At 69.3% G+C, this 25921-nt stretch carries 24 protein-coding genes and 2 rRNA genes; 14 read left to right on the top strand and 12 right to left on the bottom strand.

Going from position 1 to position 25921, the window contains the following annotated elements; translation table 11 throughout:
- Positions 1-46: 46 nt before the first annotated feature.
- Positions 47-1186: an MFS transporter gene (locus tag AB0I67_RS13050; RefSeq protein WP_357922267.1), complete on the top strand. Its 1140-nt coding sequence runs from the start codon at positions 47-49 to the stop codon at positions 1184-1186.
- Here the strand turns inward: AB0I67_RS13050 and AB0I67_RS13045 are convergent.
- From AB0I67_RS13045 to AB0I67_RS13035, 3 genes are read right to left on the bottom strand one after another with little or no spacing between them, the layout of a single operon-like run.
- A complete protein-coding gene (locus AB0I67_RS13045; RefSeq protein WP_357922264.1) occupies positions 1164-1706 on the bottom strand; it encodes a hypothetical protein in 543 nt (180 codons plus the stop codon). The two genes, AB0I67_RS13050 and AB0I67_RS13045, sit on opposite strands and share 23 nt — an antisense overlap.
- A 10-nt stretch (positions 1707-1716) precedes the next feature.
- Entirely contained in the window at positions 1717-2520 is an 804-nt protein-coding gene (otsB, locus tag AB0I67_RS13040; RefSeq protein ID WP_357922261.1) for a trehalose-phosphatase, read from the bottom strand.
- A gap of 15 nt (positions 2521-2535) precedes the next feature.
- Positions 2536-2826 carry a DUF3263 domain-containing protein gene (locus AB0I67_RS13035; RefSeq protein ID WP_357922258.1) on the bottom strand — a complete coding sequence of 97 codons (291 nt, stop codon included), beginning with the start codon at positions 2824-2826 and terminating at the stop codon, positions 2536-2538.
- Positions 2827-2918: 92 nt separating this feature from the next.
- Between AB0I67_RS13035 and AB0I67_RS13030 the strand changes: the two genes are divergently transcribed.
- From AB0I67_RS13030 to AB0I67_RS13015, 4 genes are all read left to right on the top strand, one after another.
- Positions 2919-3722 (top strand): SAM-dependent chlorinase/fluorinase, encoded by an 804-nt coding sequence (locus AB0I67_RS13030; protein WP_357922255.1) that lies wholly within the window; start codon positions 2919-2921, stop codon positions 3720-3722.
- Positions 3723-3855: 133 nt separating this feature from the next.
- Positions 3856-4971: a S8 family serine peptidase gene (locus tag AB0I67_RS13025; protein ID WP_357922252.1), complete on the top strand. Its 1116-nt coding sequence runs from the start codon at positions 3856-3858 to the stop codon at positions 4969-4971.
- 31 nt (positions 4972-5002) lie between these two features.
- Positions 5003-5368, top strand: coding sequence for an OB-fold domain-containing protein (locus AB0I67_RS13020; RefSeq protein ID WP_357922249.1), 366 nt, complete (start codon positions 5003-5005; stop codon positions 5366-5368).
- Complete coding sequence (locus AB0I67_RS13015; RefSeq protein WP_357922246.1) at positions 5365-6549, top strand: lipid-transfer protein; 1185 nt, start codon at positions 5365-5367, stop codon at positions 6547-6549. The genes AB0I67_RS13020 and AB0I67_RS13015 overlap by 4 nt, the downstream gene beginning before the upstream one ends.
- A 59-nt stretch (positions 6550-6608) precedes the next feature.
- On the opposite strand, the gene AB0I67_RS13010 is transcribed toward AB0I67_RS13015, so the two are convergent.
- From AB0I67_RS13010 to AB0I67_RS12990, 5 genes are all read right to left on the bottom strand, one after another.
- Entirely contained in the window at positions 6609-7628 is a 1020-nt protein-coding gene (locus AB0I67_RS13010) for a dipeptide ABC transporter ATP-binding protein (protein ID WP_357922243.1), read from the bottom strand.
- Positions 7618-8646: an ABC transporter ATP-binding protein gene (locus AB0I67_RS13005; RefSeq protein WP_357922240.1), complete on the bottom strand. Its 1029-nt coding sequence runs from the start codon at positions 8644-8646 to the stop codon at positions 7618-7620. The genes AB0I67_RS13010 and AB0I67_RS13005 overlap by 11 nt, the downstream gene beginning before the upstream one ends.
- A 12-nt stretch (positions 8647-8658) precedes the next feature.
- On the bottom strand, positions 8659-9585 hold the full coding sequence (locus AB0I67_RS13000) for an ABC transporter permease (RefSeq protein ID WP_357922238.1): 927 nt from the start codon (positions 9583-9585) through the stop codon (positions 8659-8661).
- Entirely contained in the window at positions 9578-10504 is a 927-nt protein-coding gene (locus AB0I67_RS12995; RefSeq protein ID WP_357922236.1) for an ABC transporter permease, read from the bottom strand. Before AB0I67_RS12995 ends, AB0I67_RS13000 begins: the two co-directional genes overlap by 8 nt.
- A 123-nt stretch (positions 10505-10627) precedes the next feature.
- Positions 10628-12265, bottom strand: a complete 1638-nt coding sequence (locus tag AB0I67_RS12990) for an ABC transporter substrate-binding protein (protein WP_357922233.1) — start codon at positions 12263-12265, stop codon at positions 10628-10630.
- 473 nt (positions 12266-12738) lie between these two features.
- Here AB0I67_RS12990 and AB0I67_RS12985 point away from each other — a divergent pair, with 473 nt between their 5' ends.
- The 4 genes from AB0I67_RS12985 (at position 12739) to AB0I67_RS12970 (ending at position 15255) form a co-directional block, all read left to right on the top strand.
- Positions 12739-13653 (top strand): ABC transporter permease, encoded by a 915-nt coding sequence (locus AB0I67_RS12985; RefSeq protein ID WP_357922230.1) that lies wholly within the window; start codon positions 12739-12741, stop codon positions 13651-13653.
- Between the two features lies 1 nt (position 13654).
- The gene (locus AB0I67_RS12980; RefSeq protein ID WP_357923313.1) at positions 13655-14443 is read left to right on the top strand and encodes an ABC transporter ATP-binding protein; all 789 of its coding nucleotides are present in this window, start codon (positions 13655-13657) and stop codon (positions 14441-14443) included.
- Positions 14444-14479: 36 nt separating this feature from the next.
- Positions 14480-15001: a YbhB/YbcL family Raf kinase inhibitor-like protein gene (locus AB0I67_RS12975; protein WP_357922227.1), complete on the top strand. Its 522-nt coding sequence runs from the start codon at positions 14480-14482 to the stop codon at positions 14999-15001.
- 65 nt (positions 15002-15066) lie between these two features.
- Complete coding sequence (locus tag AB0I67_RS12970; protein ID WP_357922224.1) at positions 15067-15255, top strand: hypothetical protein; 189 nt, start codon at positions 15067-15069, stop codon at positions 15253-15255.
- 124 nt (positions 15256-15379) lie between these two features.
- Here AB0I67_RS12970 and AB0I67_RS12965 read toward each other — a convergent pair whose 3' ends face one another.
- Positions 15380-16687: a lysine 2,3-aminomutase gene (locus AB0I67_RS12965; protein WP_357922221.1), complete on the bottom strand. Its 1308-nt coding sequence runs from the start codon at positions 16685-16687 to the stop codon at positions 15380-15382.
- A gap of 182 nt (positions 16688-16869) precedes the next feature.
- Here AB0I67_RS12965 and AB0I67_RS12960 point away from each other — a divergent pair, with 182 nt between their 5' ends.
- From AB0I67_RS12960 to AB0I67_RS12940, 5 genes are all read left to right on the top strand, one after another.
- Positions 16870-17430, top strand: coding sequence for a DUF1707 domain-containing protein (locus tag AB0I67_RS12960; RefSeq protein WP_357922218.1), 561 nt, complete (start codon positions 16870-16872; stop codon positions 17428-17430).
- 69 nt (positions 17431-17499) lie between these two features.
- Positions 17500-18492 (top strand): phosphate acyltransferase PlsX, encoded by a 993-nt coding sequence (gene plsX / locus AB0I67_RS12955; RefSeq protein ID WP_357923311.1) that lies wholly within the window; start codon positions 17500-17502, stop codon positions 18490-18492.
- A gap of 7 nt (positions 18493-18499) precedes the next feature.
- A complete protein-coding gene (locus AB0I67_RS12950; RefSeq protein ID WP_357922215.1) occupies positions 18500-20782 on the top strand; it encodes an HAD-IC family P-type ATPase in 2283 nt (760 codons plus the stop codon).
- Positions 20779-22506: an arginine--tRNA ligase gene (gene argS, locus AB0I67_RS12945; RefSeq protein ID WP_357922212.1), complete on the top strand. Its 1728-nt coding sequence runs from the start codon at positions 20779-20781 to the stop codon at positions 22504-22506. Before AB0I67_RS12950 ends, argS begins: the two co-directional genes overlap by 4 nt.
- 137 nt (positions 22507-22643) lie before the next feature.
- Positions 22644-23978 carry a hypothetical protein gene (locus tag AB0I67_RS12940; protein ID WP_357922209.1) on the top strand — a complete coding sequence of 445 codons (1335 nt, stop codon included), beginning with the start codon at positions 22644-22646 and terminating at the stop codon, positions 23976-23978.
- On the opposite strand, the gene AB0I67_RS12935 is transcribed toward AB0I67_RS12940, so the two are convergent.
- From AB0I67_RS12935 to AB0I67_RS12925, 3 genes are all read right to left on the bottom strand, one after another.
- Positions 23975-24355: a cell division protein SepF gene (locus AB0I67_RS12935; protein ID WP_357922206.1), complete on the bottom strand. Its 381-nt coding sequence runs from the start codon at positions 24353-24355 to the stop codon at positions 23975-23977. The two genes, AB0I67_RS12940 and AB0I67_RS12935, sit on opposite strands and share 4 nt — an antisense overlap.
- A gap of 1278 nt (positions 24356-25633) precedes the next feature.
- Positions 25634-25750: ribosomal RNA gene (rrf, locus tag AB0I67_RS12930) — 5S ribosomal RNA — on the bottom strand.
- An 81-nt stretch (positions 25751-25831) separates the two neighbouring features.
- Positions 25832-25921 (bottom strand): 23S ribosomal RNA (locus AB0I67_RS12925); the annotation flags it as partial.

Genomic DNA, 25921 nt, shown 5'->3' with positions numbered 1-25921 from the left:
TGACCCTGCCCGACACCCTGGGGGTCCCCGCGTGACAACGGCCGCGATGCGCCTGACGAGAGATCGCCCGACCTGGCTCATCTACCTCCAGCTCGGCACCTTCGCCACCTACCTGTACGGCCTCAGCGCGGCCCTGCCACTGCTGCAGAAGGACCAGCGGGTCTCGCAGACCGTCGCCGGCCTGCACGGCACCTCGATGGCGCTCTGCGGCATCGCCGCGGGGCTTGCTCTGCCGTACCTGGTCAGGAAGTACGGCAGGCGCGCGACGACCTGGATCGGCCTGGCCGGCGTCAACGCGGGCGTCCTGCTGGTGGTGGCGACGACCGCCCTGCCGGCCACCCTGCTGGGCTACGGCCTGGCCAGCGGCTTCGGCACGCTGACCCTGTACGCCTCGATGGCCGCGCTGAGCGACCACCACGGCCCGGCGGGCCCGGCGGCGATCAGCGAGGCCAACGCGGTCGGCGCGACGATCGCGCTCTTCGCGCCCTTCCTGCTGAGCGCGGCGGCGCAGAGCGCGGCCGGCTGGCGCGCGGCGCTGCTGCTCACCCCGGCGTGCACGCTCGTGCTCGCGCTGACGCTGGGCAGGTACTGGATCCCCGAGGAGGACCACCAGGGCGAGCACCGGCAGCACCGCGGCCGGTTCGGGTGGAAGTTCTACGCCGCCGGGGCGGTGCTGTTCTGCTGCGTGGCGCTGGAGTTCACCTTCAACCTGTGGGCCGCGGTGCTGGTCACCACCCGCACCGGCCTGACGCCGGAACGCGCCGCGATCACCGTCACCGCCCTCGCCGCGGGCCTGGCCGCCGGCCGGTTCGTCGGCGCCCGCCTGGCGCTGCGGCTGACGACGACCACCCTGCTGGTCGGCGCGCTCGCGGTCACCGGGGCCGGCTGGGCGCTGTTCTGGCTCAGCACCAACCCGGTGCTCTCGCTGACCGGCGTCGTGGTGTGCGGGCTGGGCATCGCGCTGCACTTCCCGCTCGCGCTGTCCGGCGTGATCGCCAACTCCGGCGGCCGGCCCGACCGGGCCTCGGCGATCGGCTCGATCTGGGCCAGCGTCGCGGTGGGCGCCGGGCCGCTGGTGCTCGGCGCCCTCGCCGATGGTTACGGCACCGTCAACGCCTTCCTGATGGTGCCGGTCCTGATCGGCCTGGCGGTGGCGGGCGTGCTCAGCGCCAGGCCGCGGCCTTGAGGATCGCGCCGAGGCGGTTGGTCCCCCAGGCGTCGAAGACGAGGATCTTCGACTTGGGCAGGTACCAGATCCGCTCCTGGAAGTAGGTGTCGGTCGGCTTGTACTTCATGGTCATGCAGCGGATGAGCCAGACCCGGTAGTAGGCCTTGTGTCCCGGGCCGACCTGCCGCAGCCCGCTGGTGACCAGCTTGCCCGGGTAGCCCTCGTAGTAGCGCTTGTCCGGCGTGCACAGCGAGACGCCGGTGCCCGGGTGGAAGCGCTGCTCGGTGTCGTAGGGGTTGCCCTCGCGCGCCGTGGCGACGCCCTTCGGGCCGAGGACGTAGAAGCCGCGGCACTCGGCGGCGGTGCGGTCGCAGCCGCCGGTCTTGATGTGCACGCCCCAGGCGTCGGCTTTGCCGACCTTCCAGGTCTTGGGGATCTGGAGGGTCATGCCGCGGTAGGTGAACGACTTGGTCGCGGTGCTCTGGGCGGGCGCGCCGGCCAGGAGGAGGGAGGCGGTCACCACCAAGGATGTCAGCATGACGCAGACGCTAGCCGTGATCGCTTGCGAGCCGGTTGGCGAGCTCTTGAAGGGCCGCGACCACCCCGTCCGGACCTGGGACGACGAGGTCGGCCCGCGCCGCCAGCTCGCCCACCTCATCCGAGGAGCTGGCCACGGTCACGCCGGGCACCCCGCCGGCGCGCAGCTTGTCCACCGCGGCGAAGGCGGCCAGGTCGCCCAGGTCGTCCCCGGCGAACCAGACCGAGCGCGCGCCGCGCTCGGCGGCGAAGTCGAGCAGCGCCCGGCCCTTGTCCATGCCCGGCGGCCGCAGCTCCAGCACGAAGCGGCCCGGCTCGACGACCAGGCCGGTCTCGCGGGCGAGCTCGTCCAGCGGGGCGCGAAGCGCGTCGAAGGCGCCCGCCGGATCGGCCGCGCGGCGGGTGTGCACGGCCACCGATCGGCCCTTGTCCTCGACCGTCGCGCCCTCGGGCAGTTCCAGCCGGCCGAGCTCGGCCCGGGCGCGCTCCACCCCGGGATGCGGCGGCGGCGCCGACAGCTCGCCGGCCTCCCAGCGCTCGGCGCCGTAGTGGCCGAGCACGACGAGGCCGGGGACGGGCAGCTCGGTCAGCACGTGGGCGACCGGCCGGCCGGTGATGACCACGATCGTGCCCACCTGGCCGGCCAGCGCGCCGAGCGCGCCTGCCGCGCCGGGATGGGCGTGGGCCTGGGCCGGGTCGGAGACGATCGGCGCCAGCGTGCCGTCGAAGTCGAGTCCGATCAGGGCCCCGCCCGGATCGCGGACGAGGGCCTCGATCCCGGCCCGGCCTGCCTCGGTGCGCGCGGTGGGAAGCATCACCCCATCATGGCATCAGGGGCGCAGGCCGAGACGGCGGGCCGCCCGGTCGCGCTGCCTGGTGGCCCGCAGCCTGCGCAGCCGCTTGACCAGCATGGGATCGTGCTCCAGAGCCTCAGGACGGTCGATCAGCTCGCTGAGGAGCTGGTAGTAGCGGGTCGCCGAGATCGCGAAGGCCTCCTTGATGGCGTGCTCCTTGGCCCCAGCGTGCCGGAACCAGTGCCGCTCGAAGGCCAGCAGTTCCTTGTCCCGGTCCGTGAGGGGTCTTTCGGCAGCACTGTCACCGCTGACCGGTGCAGTGTCCATGATCTCCTCCTCTCGTCACCGCGGCCCGTCGCCATCGTAATGTGCCGAACGTGGGTGTTCACCGGCGTTTGCGGGACGTACAGTCACCTGTTGTGGCCCCTGTCATCACACTTCTCACCGACTACGGGCTTGAGGATGGCTACGTGGCGGCTTGTCATGGCGTGATCCTCAAGATCGTGCCCGAGGCCCGCATCATCGACCTCTGCCACCTCATCCCTTCGGGAGACGTACGGCGTGGCGCGGCCGTCCTGGCCCAGACGCTGCCCTACCTCCCCGAGGGTGTGCACATCGCCGCGGTCGACCCCGGCGCGGGCGGCGCCCGGCGGGCGGTCGCGGTGGAGGCGGGCGGCCGGATCCTCATCGGCCCCGACAACGGCCTGCTGTCGTGGGCGATCCACGCCTGCGGCGGCCCGAGCGCGGCGCACGAGATCGTGAACGACGAGTTCTTCCTGCGGCCCACCTCGCCCACCTTCCCGGGCCGCGACGTCTTCGCGCCGGTGGCCGCCCACCTGTCCGGCGGGCGCAAGCTGGCCGAGGTCGGCCCCGAGCTCCCGATCAACCGGCTGGTCTCGCTGCCCTCGCCCACCTCGCTGCTGCGCGAGGGCTCGGTGGAGGGCGAGGTCGTCTCGGTCGACCGTTACGGCAACACGCAACTGTCCATCGCCGAGGGGGACCTGCGCTCGCTGGGCGTGCGCGTCGGCGACACGCTCGACGTCCGGCTGGGGCGGCGGCAGCTCGCGATGCCCTTCCGCGAGACCTACTCGGCGGTCGCGCCGGGCGAGCTGGTCGCCTTCGCCGACTCCGCCGGGCTGATCGCCATCGCGGTCAACTGCGGCGACGCCGCGCAGCGGCTCGGCCTGCCGCCCGGCGCGCGGGTGAAGCTCGCGCCGCTCTGAGCGCTTGCGGCACAGCCGTAACTCCGGTTGTTGCCACACCGGACATTACCCCGCGTATCGTCGTGCTTACCGAAATCTCCGGTGGGGCCTGCCAAAATTCACCGACGTGTCCCCCCTCCCCCCTTTGCTCCTCGTGCCACTCCTGCTCCTGCCGGCGGGAACGAGCGACGACGTGGCCGCGACGGTGCGCGCCAAGCAGTGGCAGATCACCGCGCTCAACCTGCCGGAGGCCTGGCGGGTGACCAGGGGCGGCGGGGCCCTGGTCGCCGTGCTCGACACCGGCGTCGACGGCCGTCACCCCGACCTGCGCGGCGCGGTGGTCGAGGGCCCCGACCTGACCGGCGCCCGCCGCCGGCCCCAGGCCCGCTGGGGCCACCACGGCACCGCCATGGCCAGCCTGATCGCCGGGCGCGGGCACGGCAAGGAGAACCGGCGCGGCGTGCTGGGCGTGGCGCCCGAGGCCGAGGTGCTCTCCATCCGCGTCACGCTGGAGAACGACGACCCGCTGCGCGAGCTGCAACGCCGGTGCGCCGGCTGCGCGCCGTCCACCGCGCCCGTCTCCGACACCGCGCTCGCCCGCGGCATCCGCTACGCCGCCGACTCCGGCGCGGACGTGATCAGCATGTCGCTCGGCGGCGGCAGCGGCACCTGGAAGGGCTCGCCCGCCGAGGCCGAGGCGGTGCGGTACGCGCTGGCCAAGGGCTCGGTGCTGGTCGCCTCCTCGGGCAACGACGGCGCGAGCACCAACCGGCGCAACTACCCCGCCGCCTACCCCGGCGTGATCGCCGTCGGGGCGGTCGACCGTGACCTGCGCGCGGCCGGTTTCTCCAACCGCCAGGACTACCTGTCGGTGGTCGCGCCGGGCACCGAGATCGTCGGCGCGGACGGCTCGGCGTCCTACGTCATCGGCGACGGGACCAGCCCGGCCGCCGCCATGGTGGCCGGGGTCGCGGCGCTGATCCGGGCGCGCTACCCCGGCCTCGCCCCCGCGCAGGTGCGCCGCGCGCTGGAGTACGGCACGCGCCGCCGGCCCGGCTCAGGCCACAGCCGCTCGCTCGGCCACGGGCTGGCCGACGCCCACCGGGCGCTCAAGGCGGCCGCGCTGCTGGCCCGTGAGTCGCCGGAGGGCGCCTCGCTCGACGCCTTCGCCGCGCCCCAGCCCCGGGCGCCGATCTCGCGGTACGTGACCATCCTGGCGATGGTGCTGCTCGTGACGGCCATGTCGATCCGGGTGATCGCGCGGCGGTGACTCAAGCAAGCGCTTGTGTGATACTCGGCGCATGTGGTTCACCGTCGAGGACGGGCTGACCTACCTGGTCGGCACCCGGTGCACGGCCTGCCGTACCGTCTGCTTCCCGCCCAGGAGCGGCTTCTGCCCCAACCCGCACTGCGCCGGCGAGGAGCTGGTCGAGACGCGGCTGTCGCGACGCGGGCGGGTCTGGTCCTACACCAACTCCTGCTACCCGCCGCCCCCGCCCTACGAGGCGGCCGAGCCGTACGTGCCGATCACCGTGGCCGCGGTCGAGCTGGAGGCGGAACGCCTCGTGGTGCTCGGTCAGGTCGAGGGGCTCACCGCCGAGCAGTTGCGGGTGGGCATGGAGCTGGAGCTGACCAGCTCCGGCGAGCGCTGGATGTGGCGCGCGTGAGCGTCGTCGTGCTGGGCGCGGGCCTGCACCCATGGGGCAAGCAGGGCCGCCCCTTCACCGAGTACGGCGTGGCCGCGGCGCGGGCGGCGTTGCGCGAGGCCGGCCTGGCCTGGACCGACGTGCAGTACGTGGTCGGCGCGGCCACCGTGCGCAACGGCTACCCCGGCTTCGTCGCCGGAGCCACCTTCGCCCAGGCCATGGGCTGGAGCGGCGCCCGCATCGCCACCTGCTACGCCGCGTGCGCCTCCGGCGCCCAGGCCGTCGACGTCGCCCGCACCCGCATCCTGGCCGGCCTGTGCGACGTGGCCCTCGTGGTCGGGGCCGACGCCGCGCCCAAGGGCTTCTTCAAGCCGGTCGGCGGCGAGCGCCCCGACGACCCCGACTGGCTGCGCTTCCGCCTGCTGGGCGCCTCCAACCCGGTCTACTTCGGCCTCTACGCGCGCCGCCGGATGGCCGTGCACGGCTCCACGCCCGCCGAGTTCGCCGCGGTCAAGGTCAAGAACGCGCTGGCCGGCTCGCTCAACCCCAACGCCCGCTACCGCAAGACGGTCACCGCCGAGGAGGTGCTCGCCTCCCCGATGGTCGCCGACCCGCTGCGCCTGATGGACATCTGCGCCACCTCCGACGGCGGCGCCGCCGTCGTGCTCGCCTCGGAGTCCTACGCCCGCCGCCTGGGCCACACCCGGCCCGTACGGCTGGCCGCCGTCTCCACGATCACGCCGGACTTCCCCAACACCTTCCTCGACCTGCCCGCCTTCGCCACCGACTCCGCGCTCGCCGTACCACCGCCGCCGCGCCCCTTCCGCGAGGCCATCGCCCACGCCGCCTACGAGGAGGCCGGCCTCGGCCCCCAGGACCTGTCGCTGGCCGAGGTCTACGACCTGTCCACCGCGCTCGAACTCGACTGGACCGAGGAGATCGGCCTGTGCGCCCCCGGCGAGGCCGGCGCCTTGCTGCGCTCGGGCCACACCGCGCTCGGCGGCCGGCAGCCGGTCAACCCCTCCGGCGGCCTGGCCTCCTTCGGCGAGGCTGTCCCCGCCCAGGCCATCGCGCAGCTCTGCGAGCTCACCTGGCAACTGCGCGGCCAGGCCGGGGCCCGCCAGGTCGAGGGCGCCCGCACCGGCCTGGCGGTCAACCAGGGCCTGTTCGGCCACGGCTCGGCCCTCATCGCGGTCCGCTGAGGCCCCTGGACGCGCGAAAGCCCGCCACGAGGCACGTGGCGGGCTGAGCGCGCGAGGCGTCAGTGGACGTGGACCACGTCGTGCGTCTCGGCGAAGTGGCAGGCGCTCTCGTGCGCCGTCCCCGGCCGGATCTGCAGGAGCGGCTCCTGCGTGGCGCAGATGTCCTGCGCCTTCCAGCACCGGGTGCGGAAGCGGCAGCCGCTCGGCGGGTTGGCCGGCGAGGGCGGGTCACCCTGGAGGATGATCCGCTCCCGCTGCTCGCGGCCGTCGGGGTCGGGGACCGGGACGGCCGACAACAGCGCCTGCGTGTACGGGTGCGCGGGCTTGTCGTAGATCTCGACGTCCTTGCCGAGCTCCACCATCTTGCCCAGGTACATCACGCCGACCCGGTCGGAGATGTGGCGGACCACCGACAGGTCGTGGGCGATGAAGATGTAGGCCAGGTTGAACTCGTTCTGCAGCCGCTCCAGCAGGTTGATGACCTGCGCCTGGATCGACACGTCGAGCGCGGAGACCGGCTCGTCGCAGACGATGATCTCGGGCTGGAGCGCCAGGCCTCGGGCGATGCCGATGCGCTGCCGCTGACCGCCGGAGAACTGGTGCGGGTAGCGGTTGATGTGGTCGGGGTTGAGGCCGACCACCTCCAGCAGCTCCTGCACCTTCCTGCGCCGGTCGCCCTTGGGCGCCACCTCGGTGTGGATGTCGAACGGCTCGCCGATGATGTCACCGACGGTCATCCGGGGGTTCAGCGAGGTGTACGGGTCCTGCATCACCATCTGGATGTTGCGGCGCATGCGCTTGAGCTTGGAGCCGGTGGCCTTGCCCATGTCCTGGCCGTCGATCTTGACGGTGCCGGACGTCGGCCGCTCCAGTGCCATGAGCACCTTCGCCAGCGTGGACTTGCCGCAGCCCGACTCGCCCACGATGCCCAGGGTCTCGCCCCGGTGCAGGTCGAAGGAGACGCCGTCGACCGCCTTGATGGCGCCGATCTGCTTCTTGAAGACGATGCCCTGGGTCAGCGGGAAGTGCTTGACCAGGTCACGGACCTCGAGGATCGGAGCACCCTTGTCAGGAGCCATCGAGGACCTCCCTCCAGTAGTGGCAGGCGCTGCTGCGCACGCCGCTGATCTCGTGGAGCGGGGGGACGTCGGTCACGCAGTTGTCCTGGCGGTAGGGACACCGCGGGTGGAACGCGCAGCCGGTCGGCATGTCGAGCAGGTTGGGCGGCAGGCCCTTGATCGCGTAGAGCTCCTGGCCCTTGAGGTCGACCCGGGGGATCGACTCCAGCAGGCCCTTGGTGTACGGGTGCGCGGGAGCCTTGTAGATCTCGTGCACCGGGGCGTTCTCCACGATCCGCCCGCCGTACATGACCGCGATCTTGTCCGCGACGTCGGCGACGACGCCGAGGTCGTGGGTGATCAGGATCAGGCCCATGTTGCTCTCGCGCTGGAGCTCGGCGAGGAGCTCCATGATCTGGGCCTGGACGGTCACGTCGAGCGCGGTGGTCGGCTCGTCGGCGATCAGGACCTCGGGGTCGAGCGCGATGGACATCGCGATCATGATCCGCTGCCGCATGCCGCCGGAGAACTGGTGCGGGTAGTCGTTCACCCGCTGCTTGGCGGCCGGGATGCGCACCCGGTCCATCAGCTCGACGGCCTTCTTCATGGCGTCGCGCTTGTTCAGGCCGCGGTGCACCCGGAACATCTCGCTGATCTGCCAGCCCACGGTGAACACCGGGTTGAGCGCGGAGAGCGCGTCCTGGAAGATCATGGCGATCCGCTGGCCACGCACCTGAGTGCGGGCGTCCTCCGAGAGCTTCAGCAGATCGGTGCCGCGGAAGCGGATCTCCCCGTGCGGGATGACCGCCGGCGGCATGTCGAGGATGCCCATGATCGCCTGAGCGGTCACGGACTTGCCCGACCCCGACTCACCGAGTACGGCAAGCGTCTCACCCGAGTGGAGCGTGTAGCTGACGCCGTTGACGGCCCGGACCACGCCGGCACGCGTGTGGAACTCCACGTGCAGGTTGTCCACCGCCAGCAGCGGCTCGTTGCCGAGCCCTCCCTCGGCCGGCAAGAGCTGCGTTGACTTCTTCACTGCCATACCCCCCTACCGCAGCTTCGGGTCGAGCGCGTCGCGGACCGCGTCGCCGAGCATGATGAACGCGAGCACCGTGATGCTCAGGAAGACGGCCGGGAAGATCAGCGGCAGCGGCGCGTCGATGAAACGGCTCCGCGCGTCCGCGATCATGAGACCCCACGAGACGTCCGGCGACTGCACGCCGACGCCCAGGAAGGACAGGGCCGCCTCCGCCGCGATGAACCCGCCCAGGTTGATCGTCGCCACGACGATCACCGGGGCGATCGCGTTCGGCAGCAGGTGCCGGAACATGACCCGCGAGGGACCGGCTCCCAGCGCCTTGGCCGCCACGACGAAGTCCTGGTGCTTGGCGGTGATGACCGCGGCCCGCATGATGCGGAAGGTCATCGGCCAGCCGAGCACGGAGAGCGCGAGGATGACCAGCACGATGCTGTTGACCCCGCTCTCCCGGAAGGTCGAGGCGATCAGCAGCGCGCCGAGCAGGCCGGGGATGGCGAAGAAGATCTCGGTGATGCGGGAGAACACGGTGTCGGTGACACCGCTGTAGTACGCCGCGATCATGCCGAGCAGGCCGCCGATGACCGCCACCGCCACCGTCGCGCTGAACCCGATCAGGATCGAGTACCGAGCCGCGTAGATGGTGTTGGCGAAGACGTCGCAGCCGAGGTTGTCGCGCCCGAACGGGTGACCGGAACTGGGCAACTGCCGGGCCGAGGCCAGGTCGCAGGTGCGCGCGTCGGTCGGGTCGATCGAGGTGAACAGGGTGGGCCAGATCGCCATGACCAGCAGGATCGCGATGAGACCTGCCGCGATGAGGAAGGCCGGCTTACGACGCAGGTCGTACCACGCGTCGCTCCACAGGCTCGCCGGCTTGTCGTTCTGCTTCTTCTTCTGGTGCTTGCCGCCTGCCTGAGGCGGTGCCGCGACGCTACTCATAGCGGATCCTCGGGTCGAGCACTGCGTACAACATGTCGACGACCAGGTTGGCCAGGATGTAGACCAGGACCAGGGCCGTCACCACGCCCACGACGATGGGTTGCTGCCGTTCGTAGACCCCTCGGAAGAGCAGCAGTCCGACGCCGTTGATGTTGAAGATTCCCTCGGTGATGATCGCGCCGCCCATCAGGTTGCCGAGGTCGGCGCCCAGATAGGTGATCAGCGGGATCAACGCGTTGCGCAGACCGTGCCGGCCGATCACGCGCCGCCGGGACAGGCCCTTGGCGGTGGCGGTCCGGATGTAGTCCGCCCTCAGGGTCTCCACCAGGCTCGTCCGGGTCAACCGGGTGAGGTAGGCGATGGAGGTGCCGGCCAGCACGAAGCCGGGGAGGATGAAGCTGATCCAGCCCTCGGAGGTGCCGGCGATGGGGAAGATGCGTAGCTCGACACCCAGGAGAAGCTGCAGGACGAAGCCGCTGACCAGCGTCGGAACGGAGATCAGCAGAAGCGTCGAGGCCAGGATCATGGTGTCGGCGGCCTTGCCGCGGCGCAGGGCGGCCCAGAGGCCGAGCCCGATGCCGATGATCGCCTCAAGCACGAGGGCGGTCATCGCAAGCTGCAGGGTCGTGCCGAAGGTGGCCTTCATCAGGTCCAGCACCGGAACGTCCTGGTAGGTCGTCCCGAAGTCGAAGCGGAAGACCACGCCGCTGATGTAGTGCCAGTACTGGACGATCAGCGGGTCGTTCAGGTGGTACTTCTCACGCAGGACCTCGACGACGCCGGGGTACTGGCGCTTTTCGCCGGCCAGCGCTGCGATGGGGTCACCGGGCAGCGCGAAGACGATGGCGAAGATGAGCAGGGTGGCGCCCAACAGGACAGGTATGGCCTGAATGAGGCGCCGGATGACGTATCGGCCCATTTATGCCTCCCGTACATGCCTGAAGGCAGTCCCCCGAACCATAGTCCGAAGTCCAGGCGACTGCCTCCCAGGCGGGTCCAGAGGGGGCGGGCTTCGGCCGAGCCCGCCCCCCGCTTTGGACTCTTAGGCCTTCGTGATGTCCGCCCAGTTGACCTGCTTGAGCAGGTTGAGGGAGACGTTCTTGACCTTGGTGGAGGTGCCCCAGTTGGTCCGGTAGAAGTACACCGGGATGTACGGGAGTTCCTTGATGAGGATGTCCTCGGCCTGCTGGTAGAACTTGACGCTCTCGTCCAGCGAGGTGGCCTTGTCACCCTGGGCGACCAGAGCCTCGAAGTCCTTGTTGATGTAACCGCCGTAGTTCGAACCGGTGGCGATCGCGATCTCGCTGAAGATCGGGGTCAGGTAGTTCTCGGGCGACGGGTAGTCGTAGGACCAGGCCATGCGGAACAGGCCGGAGTACTTCTTGTTCTGCAGGTCCTCGAGGATGGCGGCGAACTTCTCGAACGGCTTGACCGTGACCTGGATGCCGAGGTTGGCCTTCAGGTTGTTGGCCGTGGCCTCGATCCACTCCTTGTGGCCACCGTCGGCGTTGTAGCCGAGCTCGACGGTCTTCGGGCCACCGGCCTTCTCGTAGAGCTCCTTGGCCGCGGCCGGGTTGTAGGTGCAGGCCTCGCCACAGGCGCCCTGACGGTAGCCGTCGACGACCGGGCTGATGAAGGCGTCGGCCGGGGAGCGGCTGCCCGCGAAGACGGTCTCGGTGATCGTCTTGCGGTCGATCGCCATCGAGATGGCCTTGCGGATGTCGGCGTTCTCGAAGTCCTTGTTGTACTTCAGCGGGACGCCGATGTAGCCGATCGCGGAGTCGGGGTCGTCGTGGTAACGCTCGCCGAGCTGCGTCTTCGCGGTGGTGAGCTGCGAGGACGGGATCGAGTCGTGGATGTCGAGCTGCTCGCCCGCCAGGTCGTTGTAGGCGGTCTCGGAGCTCGTGTAGAGCTTGAACTGCAGCTTCGTCCAGCCGGTCGGCTTCTTGCCCGCGAACTTGTCGTACACGGTCAGGTCGATCGACTGGTCGGTGCCCTTCTTGTAGGGCTTGTCCAGCTTGAACAGGCCGTTACCGATGGGCTGCTCGTTCTGCTGCGCGGTCAGCTTCCCGTCGGGGCCGTAGGCCTTCGGGTGCATCGGGTAGAAGGCGGTGTACCCGAGCATGAGCTTGAACTGCGAGAACGGCGCGGAGAGGGTGACGGTGAAGGTCGAGTCGTCGACGACCTTCAGGCCCTTCATCTCCTTGACCGTGGGGGTGGCGCCCTCTTCGGAGGGGTTCACGTCGGCGAAGCCGTCGATCTTGGCGAAGAAGCCGGCCGCGTCGGCGGCGTTCGGCTTGTAGGCCGCCCAGTTCCAGGCGTCGACGTAGTCCTTGGCCTTGAGCGGGGTGCCGTCGTGCCAGGTGTAACCGGGCTTGAGCTTGATCGTCCAGGTGACGTTGTCGCTCGACTCGATCGACTCGGCGACGTTCTCCACCGGCTGCTTGTTCTCGTCGTAGTTGACGAGCGGCTCGTAGATCGCCGCGAGCACCTCAGCGCCCTCGGACTCAGCGGTGAGCGACGGCACCAGTGCGTGCTGCGGCTCTCCGACCTCCATACGGACCGGCGTCTCGCCGCTTCCGGCGTTGCTTCCGGTGGAAGCACCGCCGCCACACGCGGCAACCGCGAGGGCCAGCAGCGCGGCACCGGCGACGATCTGTGCGCCCTTGGTAACACGCATTATGAAAGTTTCCTCCCTCTGAGGTGGGCGTTAGCGCTGAGCTGCGAGTTAGCCGAAGCAGCCTGACGGGACCAGCTTGTCTTGCCCCGATTTTGGCTGACATGGTCATACCAGCCGACGCCCTGCCAGTCGATCGCGACTATCCCTCACTACTTGCCACCACCACGTCTCTGTGGCGTTGCAGTTCGGTCACACGTGCGCCTTGCCCGCGTCACACGGCTCTGTCACGGTTGCCCCCGGAACATCAAAGATGGCGTTGGAATGCGACAAAGAGACATGAAGGCCTCGGGCGAGGTTGATGAAAAATACCCCCTTCCGGAGAGTGGTCGCGCCAACACAGGGCACCCTGCCGGTTCCTGGGCTACGGTTGACCAAGCGTTGGAACCCGGCATGGGGGACTTCCGTCCAAGACTTCATGGAAGGAAGCGTCACGCCAGGCATCCCATCCACCCGCATCCAATAGAGTCCTTTCCATGAGCCAGCCGGAATCCGCGTACGCGGACGCCCAGGCGGGCGGCCGAAGCGGGGAGTCGCTGGCCAAGCTCGCCGAGAGATATGGGCTTCGCCGTGCCATCGCACGGCCGAGATTCCACGTCTACCTGCGCCAGCTCTGGGAGCGGCGGCACTTCATCCTCACGTACGCGACCTCTCGCAACGTGTCGAAGTACTCCAACTCCGCACTGGGCCAGCTCTGGCAAGTGATCACCCCGCTGCTCAACGCCGCGATCTACTTCGTGATGTTCGGCATCATCCTGGGTGGCAAGGGCGACATCGTGAACTACCCGGCGTTCCTGATCACCGGGATGTTCATCTTCACCTACACCCAGCGATCGGTCACCGCGGGCGCCAAGTCGATCTCGGGCAACCTCTCGCTGATCCGGGCCCTGCACTTCCCCAGAGCCGCCCTGCCGCTGGCCTACACGATCCAGGAGCTCCAGCAGCTCCTGATCTCGATGGGCGTCCTGCTCGGCATCGTGATGATCACCGGCGAGATGCCGACCTGGCTGTGGCTGATGATCCCGGTCGTGCTGATCCTGCAGACGATGTTCAACATCGGGGCCAGCCTGGTGATGGCCCGGGTCGGCGCCTCGATGCGCGACATGAACCAGTTGCTGCCCTTCATCATGCGCACCTGGCTCTACGCCTCGGGCGTCTTCTTCTCCATCCAGGAGAAGGTGGTCCAGAGCGCCAAGCTTCCGCAGTGGGTCGCCGACCTGATGTACCTCAACCCGGCGGCCTCCTACATCGAGTGGATGCGCGACATCCTGATCGAGAGCCACACCCCGCCGGTGTGGGTCATGACGAGCTGCATAGTGTGGGCAGTGTTCGCGCTGCTCTTCGGCTTCTGGTACTTCTGGCGTGCCGAGGAAAGGTACGGCCGTGGCTGAGATGACCGAGGAGCTGCCGCAAGTGACGCCGCTCGACGCGCCGACGGGCACCCCCACCGTCATCGTGGACAACCTCCACATCGTCTACCGCGTCTACGCCAAGACGACCGACCACGAGAAGGGCAACGCGGTCAACGCCCTCACGCGCATCCTCAAGCGCCAGGGCCGCCCGCAGATGACCGAGGTCCACGCCGTCAAGGGTGTGTCCTTCGTGGCCTACCACGGCGACGCGATCGGCATCGTGGGCCGCAACGGGTCGGGCAAGTCGACGCTCATGCGCGCCATCGCCGGCCTGCTGCCGCCGCACGAGGGCGCGGTCTACACCGACGGCCAGCCGTCCCTGCTGGGCGTCAACGCCGCGCTGATGCGCGAGCTGACCGGTGAGCGCAACATCATCCTCGGCTGCTACGCCATGGGCATGACGCCGTCCGAGGTCAAGCAGAAGTACCAGGAGATCGTCGACTTCTCCGGCATCGAGGACTTCGTCCAGCTCCCGATGTCCACCTACTCCTCCGGCATGGGCGCCCGCCTGCGGTTCGCCATCTCCTCGGCCAAGACGCACGACGTGCTCCTGATCGACGAGGCGCTGGCCACCGGTGACCGCGAGTTCCGGAAGAAGAGCCAGGAGCGCATCCGGCAGATCCGGGAGTCGGCCGGCACGGTCTTCCTGGTCTCCCACGACCACAAGGTCATCGAGGAGACCTGCAACCGGGTCATCTGGCTGCACAAGGGCAAGATCAAGATGGACGGCGATCCCACCGAGGTGATGGCGGCCTACAACAAAGGCTGATAGGACCGTTAGCACCGTTCTTCTTGGAGGTGCATCGTGTCCGCCCGGCCGCCGATCCCGTTCGACTTCCTTCCCCCTGTCGCCCCGCTCACCGTCTCCAGTGACGACGTGCGCGACGGCGAGCGCGTCCCCGAGGCGCACGTGTTCAACGACTGGGGCATGAGCGGGGGGAATCTCTCCCCGCACCTGCGCTGGTCCGGCGCCCCTGAGGGTACCCGCAGCTTCGCCGTCACCGTCTACGACCCCGACGCCCCCACCCAGGGCGGCTTCTGGCACTGGCTGCTGTGGGACCTGCCCGCCGACACCACCGAGCTCCCCACCGGGTACGGCACCGCCGACGCCAAGCCCGGCGTGCAGGGCCGCAACGACTTCGGCACCGCCGCCTACGGCGGGTCCGCCCCGCCGCCCGGCTACCCGCACCGCTACATCGTCGCCGTCCACGCGCTCGGCGTGGAGTCGCTGGGCCTGTCGCCGGACACGCCGGCGAACGTGGTGGGCTTCAACATCGTCGCCAACACCCTCGCCCGGGGCTACATCGTGCCGGTGTACGAAACCTGAGGGACCTGAGCGTCGTCCGCCTGACAGCGTGACCCGTGTTCCGCTATCATTAGAACGTTCGTTCGATGCTAGAACACCTGATGGAGTGGGGGCGCGCGATGCGAGAGCTGTCGTCCGCGATTGACCACCTGGCCATCGAGGACGTGTCCGAGATTCCCAGGATCCAACTGGCCGAGCAACTGCTTGAGCTGCATTGGCAGATGGCCAGACTCCAGGCCCAGATCGCCCGACGCACCGGCGTCCGACTTCCCTGACACTGGGCCCACCACTTCCCCATCGCTCGCGACGCCCGCCGTACCCCGAAAAGGGGTGCGGCGGGCGTCGTTTATCGCGCGCCGGAGTTCGGCGCGAATTCACGAGTCCTTTCCGGGGAATTGATCAGGCAGAAAGCCGCGTATTCTGCGGAATCTGCTCGAAAGGGAATCGGTCCGCGAAAGCCGGCCGCAGATCCGTGAGCCACACCGCATTCGGGTCATAGCGGGCGAAGAACGGCTTTCCGACAAGTGCCGGGTCACGCGCCTGGATGAAGTGGAGGACGAAGACTTTCTGCCCGGAGATCTCGGCGACGCCGTCCACGCAGACCTTGCCCGGCGTCGCGGACATGGAGGGCCCGCGCACCGTGCGGCAGAGCCCCGAGACGGCGGCGTAGGCGTCGCGGAAGACTTCGTAGGCGCGGACGAGCGGGACGGCGAAGTAGTCCTGGGGACCGGTGTCGCGCTCGACGAACATGTAGTACGGAATCATGCCCAGCGTGAGCTGGCGCCGCCACATGACCTCCCAGGCGGCGGGGTAGTCGTTGATCGATCGGATGACCGGCGCCTGGGTGCGGATGGTCGCCCCGGTGCCGGTGATGCGCTCGGCCGCGGTCGCGACCAGGTCCGGCTCCAGCTCGCGCGGGTGCGTGAAGTGGGCCATGAAGGCGAGGTTCTTGCCCGCCGCGACCACCTTCTCGAACAGGCGCAGGGTGGCGTCGGCGTCAGGGTCGCTCACGAAGCGTTGCGGCCAGTAGGCCAGCGACTTGGTGCCGATCCTGATCGATTCGAGCTGCTCGATCTCCAGCAGCGGTTCGATGTACCGCTTGAGCACCGGCTCGCCCATGATCATGGGGTCGCCGCCGGTGAGCAGCACGCTGGTGACGTCCGGATGCGCCTTCAGGTATTCCACGAGCTGCTTGACGTCGTCGGAGGCGAACTTGAGGTCCGCGTCGCCGACGAACTGCGCCCACCGGAAACAGTACGTGCAGTACGCATGACACGTTTGTCCCTGTTTAGGAAAGAAGAGCACCGTTTCCGGATATTTGTGCTGCATGCCGGGAACCGGGTCGAGCCCGATCCTCGGCACGTTCAGATCCATCTGCCCGGCCGGATGCGGATTCAGCCCCTGCCGGACCCGGTTGGCCTCGGCCTGGAGCTCGGGGGCCGGCGCGCCGGAGCGAAGCAGCCCGGCGAGCCGGGCCACGTCGTCCGCCGGGAGCATGTCCGCCTGGGGGAAGACGAGCCGGTAGATCGGGTCGTCCGGCGCCGCCGTCCAGTCGATGAGCTCATCCACGACGTACGCGTTGGTCCTGAAGGGCAGCACGGTGGCCACCGCGCGGACCTTGAGCCTCTCCTCCTCGTCGAGCCGCGCGCGACGGAGCAGCTCGTCGAGGTGCTTGGCGGAGTAGGCCGTGAAACGCCGGGTTCCCATCTCGTTCAAGATCACTAGGCCTTTCCCATCTTTTTTGTTCGTGTGGGCGTAAACCAATGGGCCCTGCCGCGCGTCTAGGGCCCTTATACCCGGACGCGCTCACGCCCACTTCTGGTTCCACTGGGACGCAAGTTGCCAGTGAGGTGCCAGCAAAGACACGACATATCGCGTATGGTGGTTTCATGAGCGATGACCTCCGCGCGTCCGATGAGGACCGCGACCGCGTCGCCGCGGTCCTCGGCGAAGCTCTGGCCACCGGCCGGCTCACCAGCCCCGAACACCTCGACCGCCTGGAAGCCGCCTACGCTGCGAAAACGGTCGGCGAACTGGTCCCCATCACCCGCGACCTGCCCGACGTCGACGCCAAGCAGGCGCCCCTCGCCCTGGGCAGCGGCCGCGTCGACGCCGTCCTCGGCAAGACCATCCGCAAGGGCCGCTGGACCGCCGCCCGCGAGCTGCGCCTGCACGGCCGCTTCGGCGCGCTCGTCATCGACCTGAGCGAGGCGGTGCTGCCCGGCCGCGAAATCACCCTCCATCTCGACGTGCGCTTCACCAAGCTCATCGTGCGCGTCCCCGACGAGTGCGTGATCATCGACGAGGGCACCACGATCCTCGGCAAGCGCAACGTCTCCGGCGGCTCGGGCTCCGGCGGCCCGGTCATCCGCGTCACCGGCCGCGCCATCCTGTCGAAGGTCGTCATCGACCGCGGGATCACCGACTGGAACCTCGCCCAGGGTGGCTGAGGCCGGTGAACGGGGACCAGACCAGCAGGTAGCGGCCTCCGGGGACCTACCATTCGGACTGTGTCCGAAATGATCGCGGTGGATGCCATGGGTGGCGACCACGCCCCGCACGAGATCGTGGCGGGAGCCGTCCAGGCGGTCCGCGAGCACGGGCTCCAGATCGTCCTGGTCGGCCCGCCGCGCGTGCTCTACGACGCGCTCGCCGCCCACGGCGCCACCAAGGAGATCCCCATCGTGCGCGCCGAGGAGGCGCTCGCCATGCACGAGGGCGCGCTGGCCAGCCTGCGCCGCCCGAAGTCCAGCATCGCCATCGCCTGCCACCTGGTACGGCAGGGCCACGCCGGCGCGATCGTCTCGGCGGGCTCCACGGCCGGCGTCGTCGCCACCGGCAAGCTGCGCCTCAAGGCCCTGCCGGGCGTCCTGCGCCCGGCCATCGCCGTCGCCCTCCCCACCCGCCCCCGGCCCACCATCCTGCTCGACGCCGGCGCCAACGCCGAGGTCAAGCCGGAGATGCTGGTCCAGTTCGCACACCTGGGCGCCACCTACGCGCAGATCGCCTTCGGCATCGACGAACCCCGCGTCGGCCTGCTGACCATCGGCAGCGAGGCCGAGAAGGGCAACAAGCTCTCCCGGCGCGCCCACGAGCTCCTGGCCGAGCTGCCCGGCTTCACCGGCAACGTCGAGGGCCACGACATGCTCACCGGCATCGCCGACGTCATCGTGACCGACGGCTTCACCGGCAACGTCGCGCTCAAGAGCATGGAGGGCGCCGTCCGCTACGCCTTCGACGAACTGCGCGAGACCATCGAGGGCAGCCGCGTGGCCAAGTTCGGCGCCTTCATGCAACGCGGCCGGCTGCGCGAGCTCGCCCAGCGCCTCGACCCCGAGGCGTACGGCGGAGCCGTCCTGCTGGGCCTCAACGGCACCATCGTCATCGCCCACGGCTCCACCACCGCCAAGGGCGTCGCCGCCGCCTGCCGCCTGGCGGCTGACCTGTGCAAAGGCGGCATCGTCGAGAGGATCGGAGAACGGATCGCCCACCGGCCGCACCGGCTATGGTGATGTGTTCGTGACAGGACTCACCTCCGCCCAGGTGGCGACGGCCAAGCCCAATGACGTGCCCAAACAGACCAGCCGGTCGTTGAGCGCCATCATCCGGGCGAACGTCTTCACCTTCTTCAACCTGGTGATCGGCGTCCTGTGGGCTCTCATCCTCATCTTCGGCGACTGGCGCGACAGCCTGTTCGGCCTCGTCATCGTCGCCAACGCGGCGATCGGCATCGTCCAGGAGTGGCGCGCCAAGCGCACGCTCGACCAGCTCGCCGTGGTCAACGAGACGCCGGTCCAGGTCCGCCGCGACGGCCACGACCAGGAGATCCACCCCTCCCAGGTGGTGCAGGGCGACCTCATCCTGCTCGGTCCCGGCGACAAGCTGCTGGTCGACGGCGACGTGACCGCCGCCGAGGGCCTGGAGGTGGACGAGTCGCTGCTCACCGGCGAGTCCGACCCGGTGCACAAGAAGCCCGGCGACGAGGTGCTGTCCGGCAGCTTCGTCTCGGCCGGCTCCGGCGCCTACGTCGCCACCAAGGTCGGCACCGACGCCTACGCGGTCAAGCTCGCCCAGGAGGCCAGCAAGTTCTCCCTGGCCCACTCCGAGCTGCGCGACGGCGTCACCAAGTTCATCAAGTACATCACCTGGCTGGTCGTCCCCCTCGGCGCGCTGCTCATCTGGAACCTGCTGCGCAACTCCGCCGACTTCGCCACCGCGATCACCGGCGCCGTCGCCGGCGTGGTGACGATGATCCCCGAGGGTCTGGTCCTGATGACCTCCATCGCCTTCGCCGTAGGCGTCGTACGGCTGGGCCGCCGCAACTGCCTGGTCCAGGAGCTCCCCGCCATCGAGGGCCTCGCCCGCGTGGACGTCCTGTGCGTGGACAAGACCGGCACCCTCACCCAGGGCGGCATGGACCTCGACGAGGTCATCCCCCTGCGCGCCGACGAGCCGGTCGAGGAGGCGCTCGCCGCCCTCGCCAACGTCGACCCCCGGCCCAACGCCACCGCCCAGGCCCTCCAGGCCCGCTACGCGTCCATGCCGGACGGCTGGCGCTCCACCGACGTCGTGCCCTTCTCCTCGGCCCGCAAGTGGAGCGGCGCCGTCTTCGCCGACCAGGGCGCCTGGCTCATCGGCGCGCCCGACATGCTGCTCGACGTCGGCACGCACGCCTACGACCAGGCCCGGTCCATCGCCATGACCGGAACCAGGGTGCTGGCGCTCTGCCGTACCGATGAGCTGGACGGCAAGGAGACGCCCGAGGCGGTCGCGCTGGTGACCTTCAAGCAGCGGCTGCGCCCGGACGCGCACGAGACGATGGAGTACTTCGCCAAGCAGGGCGTCGCCGTCAAGGTCATCTCCGGCGACAGCCCCGACGCGGTCTCCGCCATCGCCGTCAAGCTCGGCATCCCCGGCGGCGCCGACGCGGTCGACGCCCGCGCGCTGCCCGCCGACGACCAGGCCGGTCTCGCCAGGGCCCTGGAGGACAACACCGTCTTCGGCCGGGTCACCCCGCAGCAGAAGCGCGCCTTCGTCGCCGCCCTGCAGTCACGCGGGCACACCGTGGCGATGACCGGCGACGGCGTCAACGACGTGCTCGCGCTCAAGGACGCCGACCTCGGCATCGCCATGGGCGCCGGCAGCCCCGCCACCAAGGCGGTCGCCCAGGTCGTCCTGCTCGACAACCGCTTCGCCACGCTGCCGCACGTCGTCGGCGAGGGCCGCCGGGTGCTGGCCAACATCGAGCGGGTCTCGCGGTTGTTCCTCACCAAGACCTTCTACGCGATCATGATCTCGTTCCTGGTCGTCGTGCTCGCCACCGACTACCCGTTCGCGCCCCGGCACTCCACGCTGGTCAACGCGCTGACCATCGGCATCCCGGCCTTCTTCCTGGCGCTCGCGCCCACCTTCGAGCGCTCCAGGCCCGGGTTCGTGCCGCGGGTGCTCCGCTTCGCCGTACCGGCCGGGTTGATCACCGGCATCGCCGTCGTCGCCGCCTTCCTGCTGTCGGCCCCCGGCTCCTCGCTCGCCGAGAGCAAGAGCGCGGCGGTGCTCACCCTCTTCTTCGCCTCGTGGTGGGTGCTCGTGCTGGTCGCCCGGCCGCTGACGATGTGGCGGATCGGCCTCGTCGTGATCATGGGAGCCGCCTTCCTGCTGGCGCTCGCGCTGCCGGCCGTACGCGAGTTCTTCGCCCTGCAGCCCGGGGACGTCGGCAACGACCTCATCTCGCTCGCCGTGGCGGGCGTGGCGGCGGCCGGCATCACGATCGCCGTCAAGCTCGCCGGTACCCTTAGAACATGACCGACCCGCAGACTGTACTCACCGAGCGCGTCCAGCAGGCGCTGGCCGGCGCGTTCGGTCCTGAGTACGCCAACGCAGACCCGCTGATCCGGCCCTCCCAGTTCGCCGACTTCCAGGCGAACGTCGCGATGAGCCTGGGCAAGCGACTGCGACGGCCGCCGCGGGAGGTCGCCGAGGAGATCGCCAGCCGGCTCGCCGACTTCCCCGGCACGGTGGAGGTCTCCGGACCCGGCTTCCTCAACATCACCCTCGACAGCGACTGGATCGCCGCCCAGGCCTCCCAGACCTTCGAGGACGAGCGGATCGGCGTGCCCACCGTCACGCCGCCGCAGACCGTCGTGATCGACTACTCCGCGCCCAACGCGGCCAAGGAGATGCACGTCGGCCACCTGCGCACCACCATCGTGGGCGACGCGCTGGCCCGGCTCAACGAGCACCTCGGCAACACCGTCATCCGGCAGAACCACCTCGGCGACTGGGGCACGCCCTTCGGCATGCTCATCGAGCACCTGCTCGACATCGGCGAGGACAGCGCGGTCGCGCAACTCGAAGCCGGCATGGGCACCGAGTTCTACCAGGCCGCCCGGGTCAAGTTCGACGGCGACGAGAGCTTCAAGATCCGCTCACGGCAGCGGGTCACCACCCTGCAGGGCGGCGACCCCGAGACCATGCGGCTGTGGCACGTCTTCATGGACGCCACCATCAGCTACTTCAACAAGGTCTACGCCATGCTCGGCGTCACCCTCACCGACGACGACATCGCCGGCGAGAGCATGTACAACCCCATGCTCGACAAGACCTGCGACGACCTCGAGGCCATGGGCGTCGCCGTGCACAGCGACGGCGCGCTCTGCGTCTTCCCACCTGGCTTCACCGGTTCCGACGACAAGCCGCTGCCGCTCATCATCCGCAAGAGCGACGGCGGGTACGGCTACGCCAGCACCGACATGGCCGCCATCCGCTACCGGACCGACGACCTCAAGGCCGACCGCATCCTCTACGTCGTCGGCGCCGACCAGGCCCTCCACTTCCGGATGGTCTTCGCCGCCGCGCGGCTGGCCGGCTGGCTGCCCGAGACCTCCTCGGCCGAGCACGTCCAGATCGGCATGATGCTCGGCAAGGACGGCAAGCGGTTCAAGACCCGCTCCGGCGAGTCGGTCAAGCTCACCGACCTGCTCGACGAGGCCATCGAGCGGGCCTCGGCTGCCATCGACGACCGCGGCTACGACGAGGACACCAAGCACGAGATCGCCCACGCCGTCGGCATGGGCGCGGTCAAGTACGCCGACCTGTCCATCAGCCACGACAGCGAGTACGTCTTCGACTTCGACCGCATGCTCGGCTTCACCGGCAACACCGGCCCGTACATGCAGTACGCGCAGGCCCGGATCCGCTCCATCTTCCGCAAGGGCGGCTACGACCCGCGCGCGGTCCGCGGGCCGATCCGGATCGGCGAGCCCGCCGAGCGCAGCCTGGCCCTGCACCTGCTGGGCTTCGGCACGGTCGTCGAGCAGGCCACCATGCTCAACGAGCCGCACCGCCTGGCGGCCTACCTGTTCGAGACCGCCAGCCTGTTCAGCACCTTCTTCGAGGAGTGCCCGGTCGTGAAGGAGGGCGTCGACCCCGACGTCCGCGCCTCCCGGCTGGCGCTGTGCGCGCTGACCCTGCGCGTTCTGGAGACGGGCCTGTCCCTTCTTGGCGTGGCGACCCCCGAACGTATGTAGATTCCCGTTCATTCACGGCGCAGAGGGCGTGCCTCCATCGAGATGGCGCGCCCTCTCGTTACGCTCTAGAGTGTCCAAAGGCGGCCGAGCCGGTCGTCCAGAGCGTGGAGACCTCGGGTTTCGCCAGTGCTCATGACATGAGGGGGAGAGTCTTCGCCTTGGGCACGCACGTCACCACCCGCCCCTCCGAGGTGCACCGCTACACCGAGGCTTTGCTCGCCCACCTGGCGGCCAACGGTTCCGTCCCGCCCTCAGAGGCTGATTTCCCCGACGAGCCGGGCGACTGGCTGCCCCCCGCGCTCCAGGCCCTCCTGGCCATCCTCCGCGGCGACGACCCGCTCGAACCGCTCTCCCGCGCCGCCGGCCGCGACCAGCAGAACACCGCGCTCTTCCTCTGCCTCGCCCTCGCCGTCGCCGGTCACGGCGCCCGCGTGCACGCCTCCTGGCTCGGCACCGCCTTCGGCGACCTCGCCCTCGACCGCCCGGTCACCCACGGCCAGCGGGCGCTCTGGCTCGCCGCCGCCCGCGGTGCGTACGGCCCGGCAGGCAAGATCTTCGTGTTGCGCAAGCTCGACGTCCTGGCCATCCACGAGCACGCCGACCCCGGCCAGTGGATCCAGGCCCTCGCCCCCGGCGAGCCCACGGTGGTCGTCCCCACCTCGCTGGCCGACTTCCCCGAACTCGCCGAGATCCCCGAGCTCGCCCGGCCCGCCCAGGCCGGCACCAAACTGGCCCGGCTCCTGGCCCGCTGCGTCGAGATCACCTCGGTGCGCGACGACGTCACCGTGCCTCTCACCAACGGTACGGCCAGCCCCGCCACCACCTGGGCCGAGGACGAGCCGCTGAGCGTTCTGCGCGCCCTCGTCGGCCTGTCCGGCCCGGCAGGGCCCATGGGGTCGCTCATCGGGCATCTCCTCGACGATCTGCGCCCCGGCTCCGACCCGATGCTCGCCGCCATCGCGCTCCACGTCGCCGCCCCGATCCTCAAGCAGGTCACCGAAGAGCTCGCGGCCGACACCGTGCTCACGCCGCCGGAATCGGTCGTGGTGCCGATGCTGGGGCACCAGATCAGATTGCGGCCGGAAGGCCCCGACCCTGACTCGATCGACGCCGCCGAGCACGAGATCACTCAAGACGGCACCGCACGGCACGCCACGCCCCCGTGGCCCGCTTATCTGCTGATCGTCGCCGGACTGGCCTGCCTGCTCGGCATCATCGCCACCATCTGGCTCGCTCTCCCCGCTCTCGCCCTGGGCACCGCGGGGGGCTGGTTGCTCTGGCAGCGGCACAAGGCCGTCGAATCCGACTCGCGCTACGTCGCCACTCAGGTCGGCGAGCTCAAGGAGCTGGCCGACGGCGCCGTGTGGGCGCTCCACGCCTATGCCCGCGAAGCCGACTCCAGGGCCAAGCAGGCGGCGGAGGACGCCGCCGAGGTCACGCGGCTGCTGCGCCGCGGCCCTCGGGCGGCTTAGGTCGTCTCGATCTCCACGTGCGCCGGGGCGAGCAGGAACACCCGGTCGGCGATCCGCTCGATTCTTCCCTCGCACCCGTACGCAAGACCCGCGGCGAAGTCCACCATCCGCGTGGCCTCCGGCATCGGCATGCCGGTGACGTCCATGATGACCGTCTGGCCCTCACGGAAGTGCTGCCCGATCATCGGCGCGTCGTTGTACTTCAACGGCTGGACCATGACGATCCGCGACGACTCCACAGTGGCACGCCACCGCTTGGCCGCCCGCTCCGACGCAGGCATGTACTCGTCCTCGTACGCTTCCTCGTCGTCGTAATAGCGGTCTTCTTGGTCGATACCCAGGCCAAGGTAGCTCGCCACCTTGCGCACTGCCCCCATCGGCTTGTCCTTTCCTCAGGAACCCACCACAACTGGCACGCCCCTACACATTTGACGGTAACCGACGATTCGTGATTCGCCATGCGACACGCCCAGCGTTAATTCCATTTTGTACGCCTAGCGTCCCGGTTTCGACTGGATATCTCGTTGCTTTCCTAGGGTAATCCCGGGCGCATGATCATCTCTCAGACCGGCGCACAAGATCTCGAGAAGCCCGTGTCTATCGGCGAAATCGCACCGTCTTGCCCCACCCGGGAGCGCCCTTCCGCACAGCTCAGCGGGGCTCACCGCGGGACCTCGCCCGTCCGCCACCCGTGCCACGGACCGCCGACATCGCCTCACCTCTTCGGCGTGTCGTGGTCTTGCGGGGGTGGTTCATTCTCGCCTCTTGCCTGAGTCGGGACTGTCGTCTGATAACACTCTGCCCCAAGCGGTTTGCAAGGCGCCTAAGGTTTGCTTGCAGCCCTCCTTCCACATCAGACGCATCCCTAACCTCGAAGGTTGCTCTCGATCCGGTTACCGGGGGTGGAGCAGGGGTTGGGTGGATGTGGGGGCTGGGGGCCCGGCTTCACGGCCGGCCGGATTTCGTAACGGAGATCACAGCCGTATGGAGAGCCGGGGGGCAACTCTTTAGCTTCCTCTCCTCTCACAGCCGGCCTCCGACCCGAGCGTGCGCCACAGCCGCTCCTGGGAGACGACACGGCCTTACTTGCCCTCGCCCTGCGTCACGAGGGCTCTCTGCCGGGCTGAAGGCCAGCGGGCTACGAGGCGCGCACTCAAGGTCTCTCGCCCACGCGACAGGACTTTCGCCCACGCGACTCCCTGGCCCATCCCCAGCCCTCCAGCCGCTCACAGGACGGCCGCACCTTGGGCCTGGGGGGTCGAGCGCCCTCACCAAGCCTGAGTCCACCGGACAGCCGGTGACACGTCTCTGTGAAGAGGCCGACTGCGGAGCGAGGAGACAGAGAAGGCCCGTCCGAGATCCCCGTAGATCCTTGTAGATCCCCGCAGAGGCCGGCCGGGAGCTTCGGCACCTCCGGAATCGCCAACTCTGGAGCCAGCAGCTCCGGAGCCAGCGGACGGACCTGTGAACCAACAACCAACCGCCGAGCCCCCGAGGCTCCTGGGCCGCAGAGGATGCCCTCCTGACACCCAGAGATGCCACGAGGTGTCCTGAAACGCAGAAAGGCCCGCCCGGACACCCGGACGGGCCTAACCCTCGTGCAACGCAGTAGAGCCCGCCGGGAAACCCACGGCGGGCCCTACCAACCAATATTTGTGCGGCGGCGACCTACTCTCCCACACCCTGGCGAGTGCAGTACCATCGGCGCAGAGAAGCTTAACTTCCGGGTTCGGAATGTAACCGGGTGTTTCCTTCCCGCCATAACCACCGCAACCCCTTGAAACAGCCGCTTGCTGTCTCAGAGTTGCGTAGTGGACGCGAGCATTACACACAACAAGACGATGTGTAGCTTTGTGGTCAAGTCCTCGGCCTATTAGTACCGGTCAGCTCCACACCTTACAGTGCTTCCACCTCCGGCCTATCAACCCAGTAGTCTGCTGGGG

The sequence above is a fragment of the Nonomuraea sp. NPDC050310 genome, assembly GCF_040655795.1.
GTDB lineage: Bacteria > Actinomycetota > Actinomycetes > Streptosporangiales > Streptosporangiaceae > Nonomuraea.
This window is presented reverse-complemented; position numbering and strand designations above follow the sequence as displayed.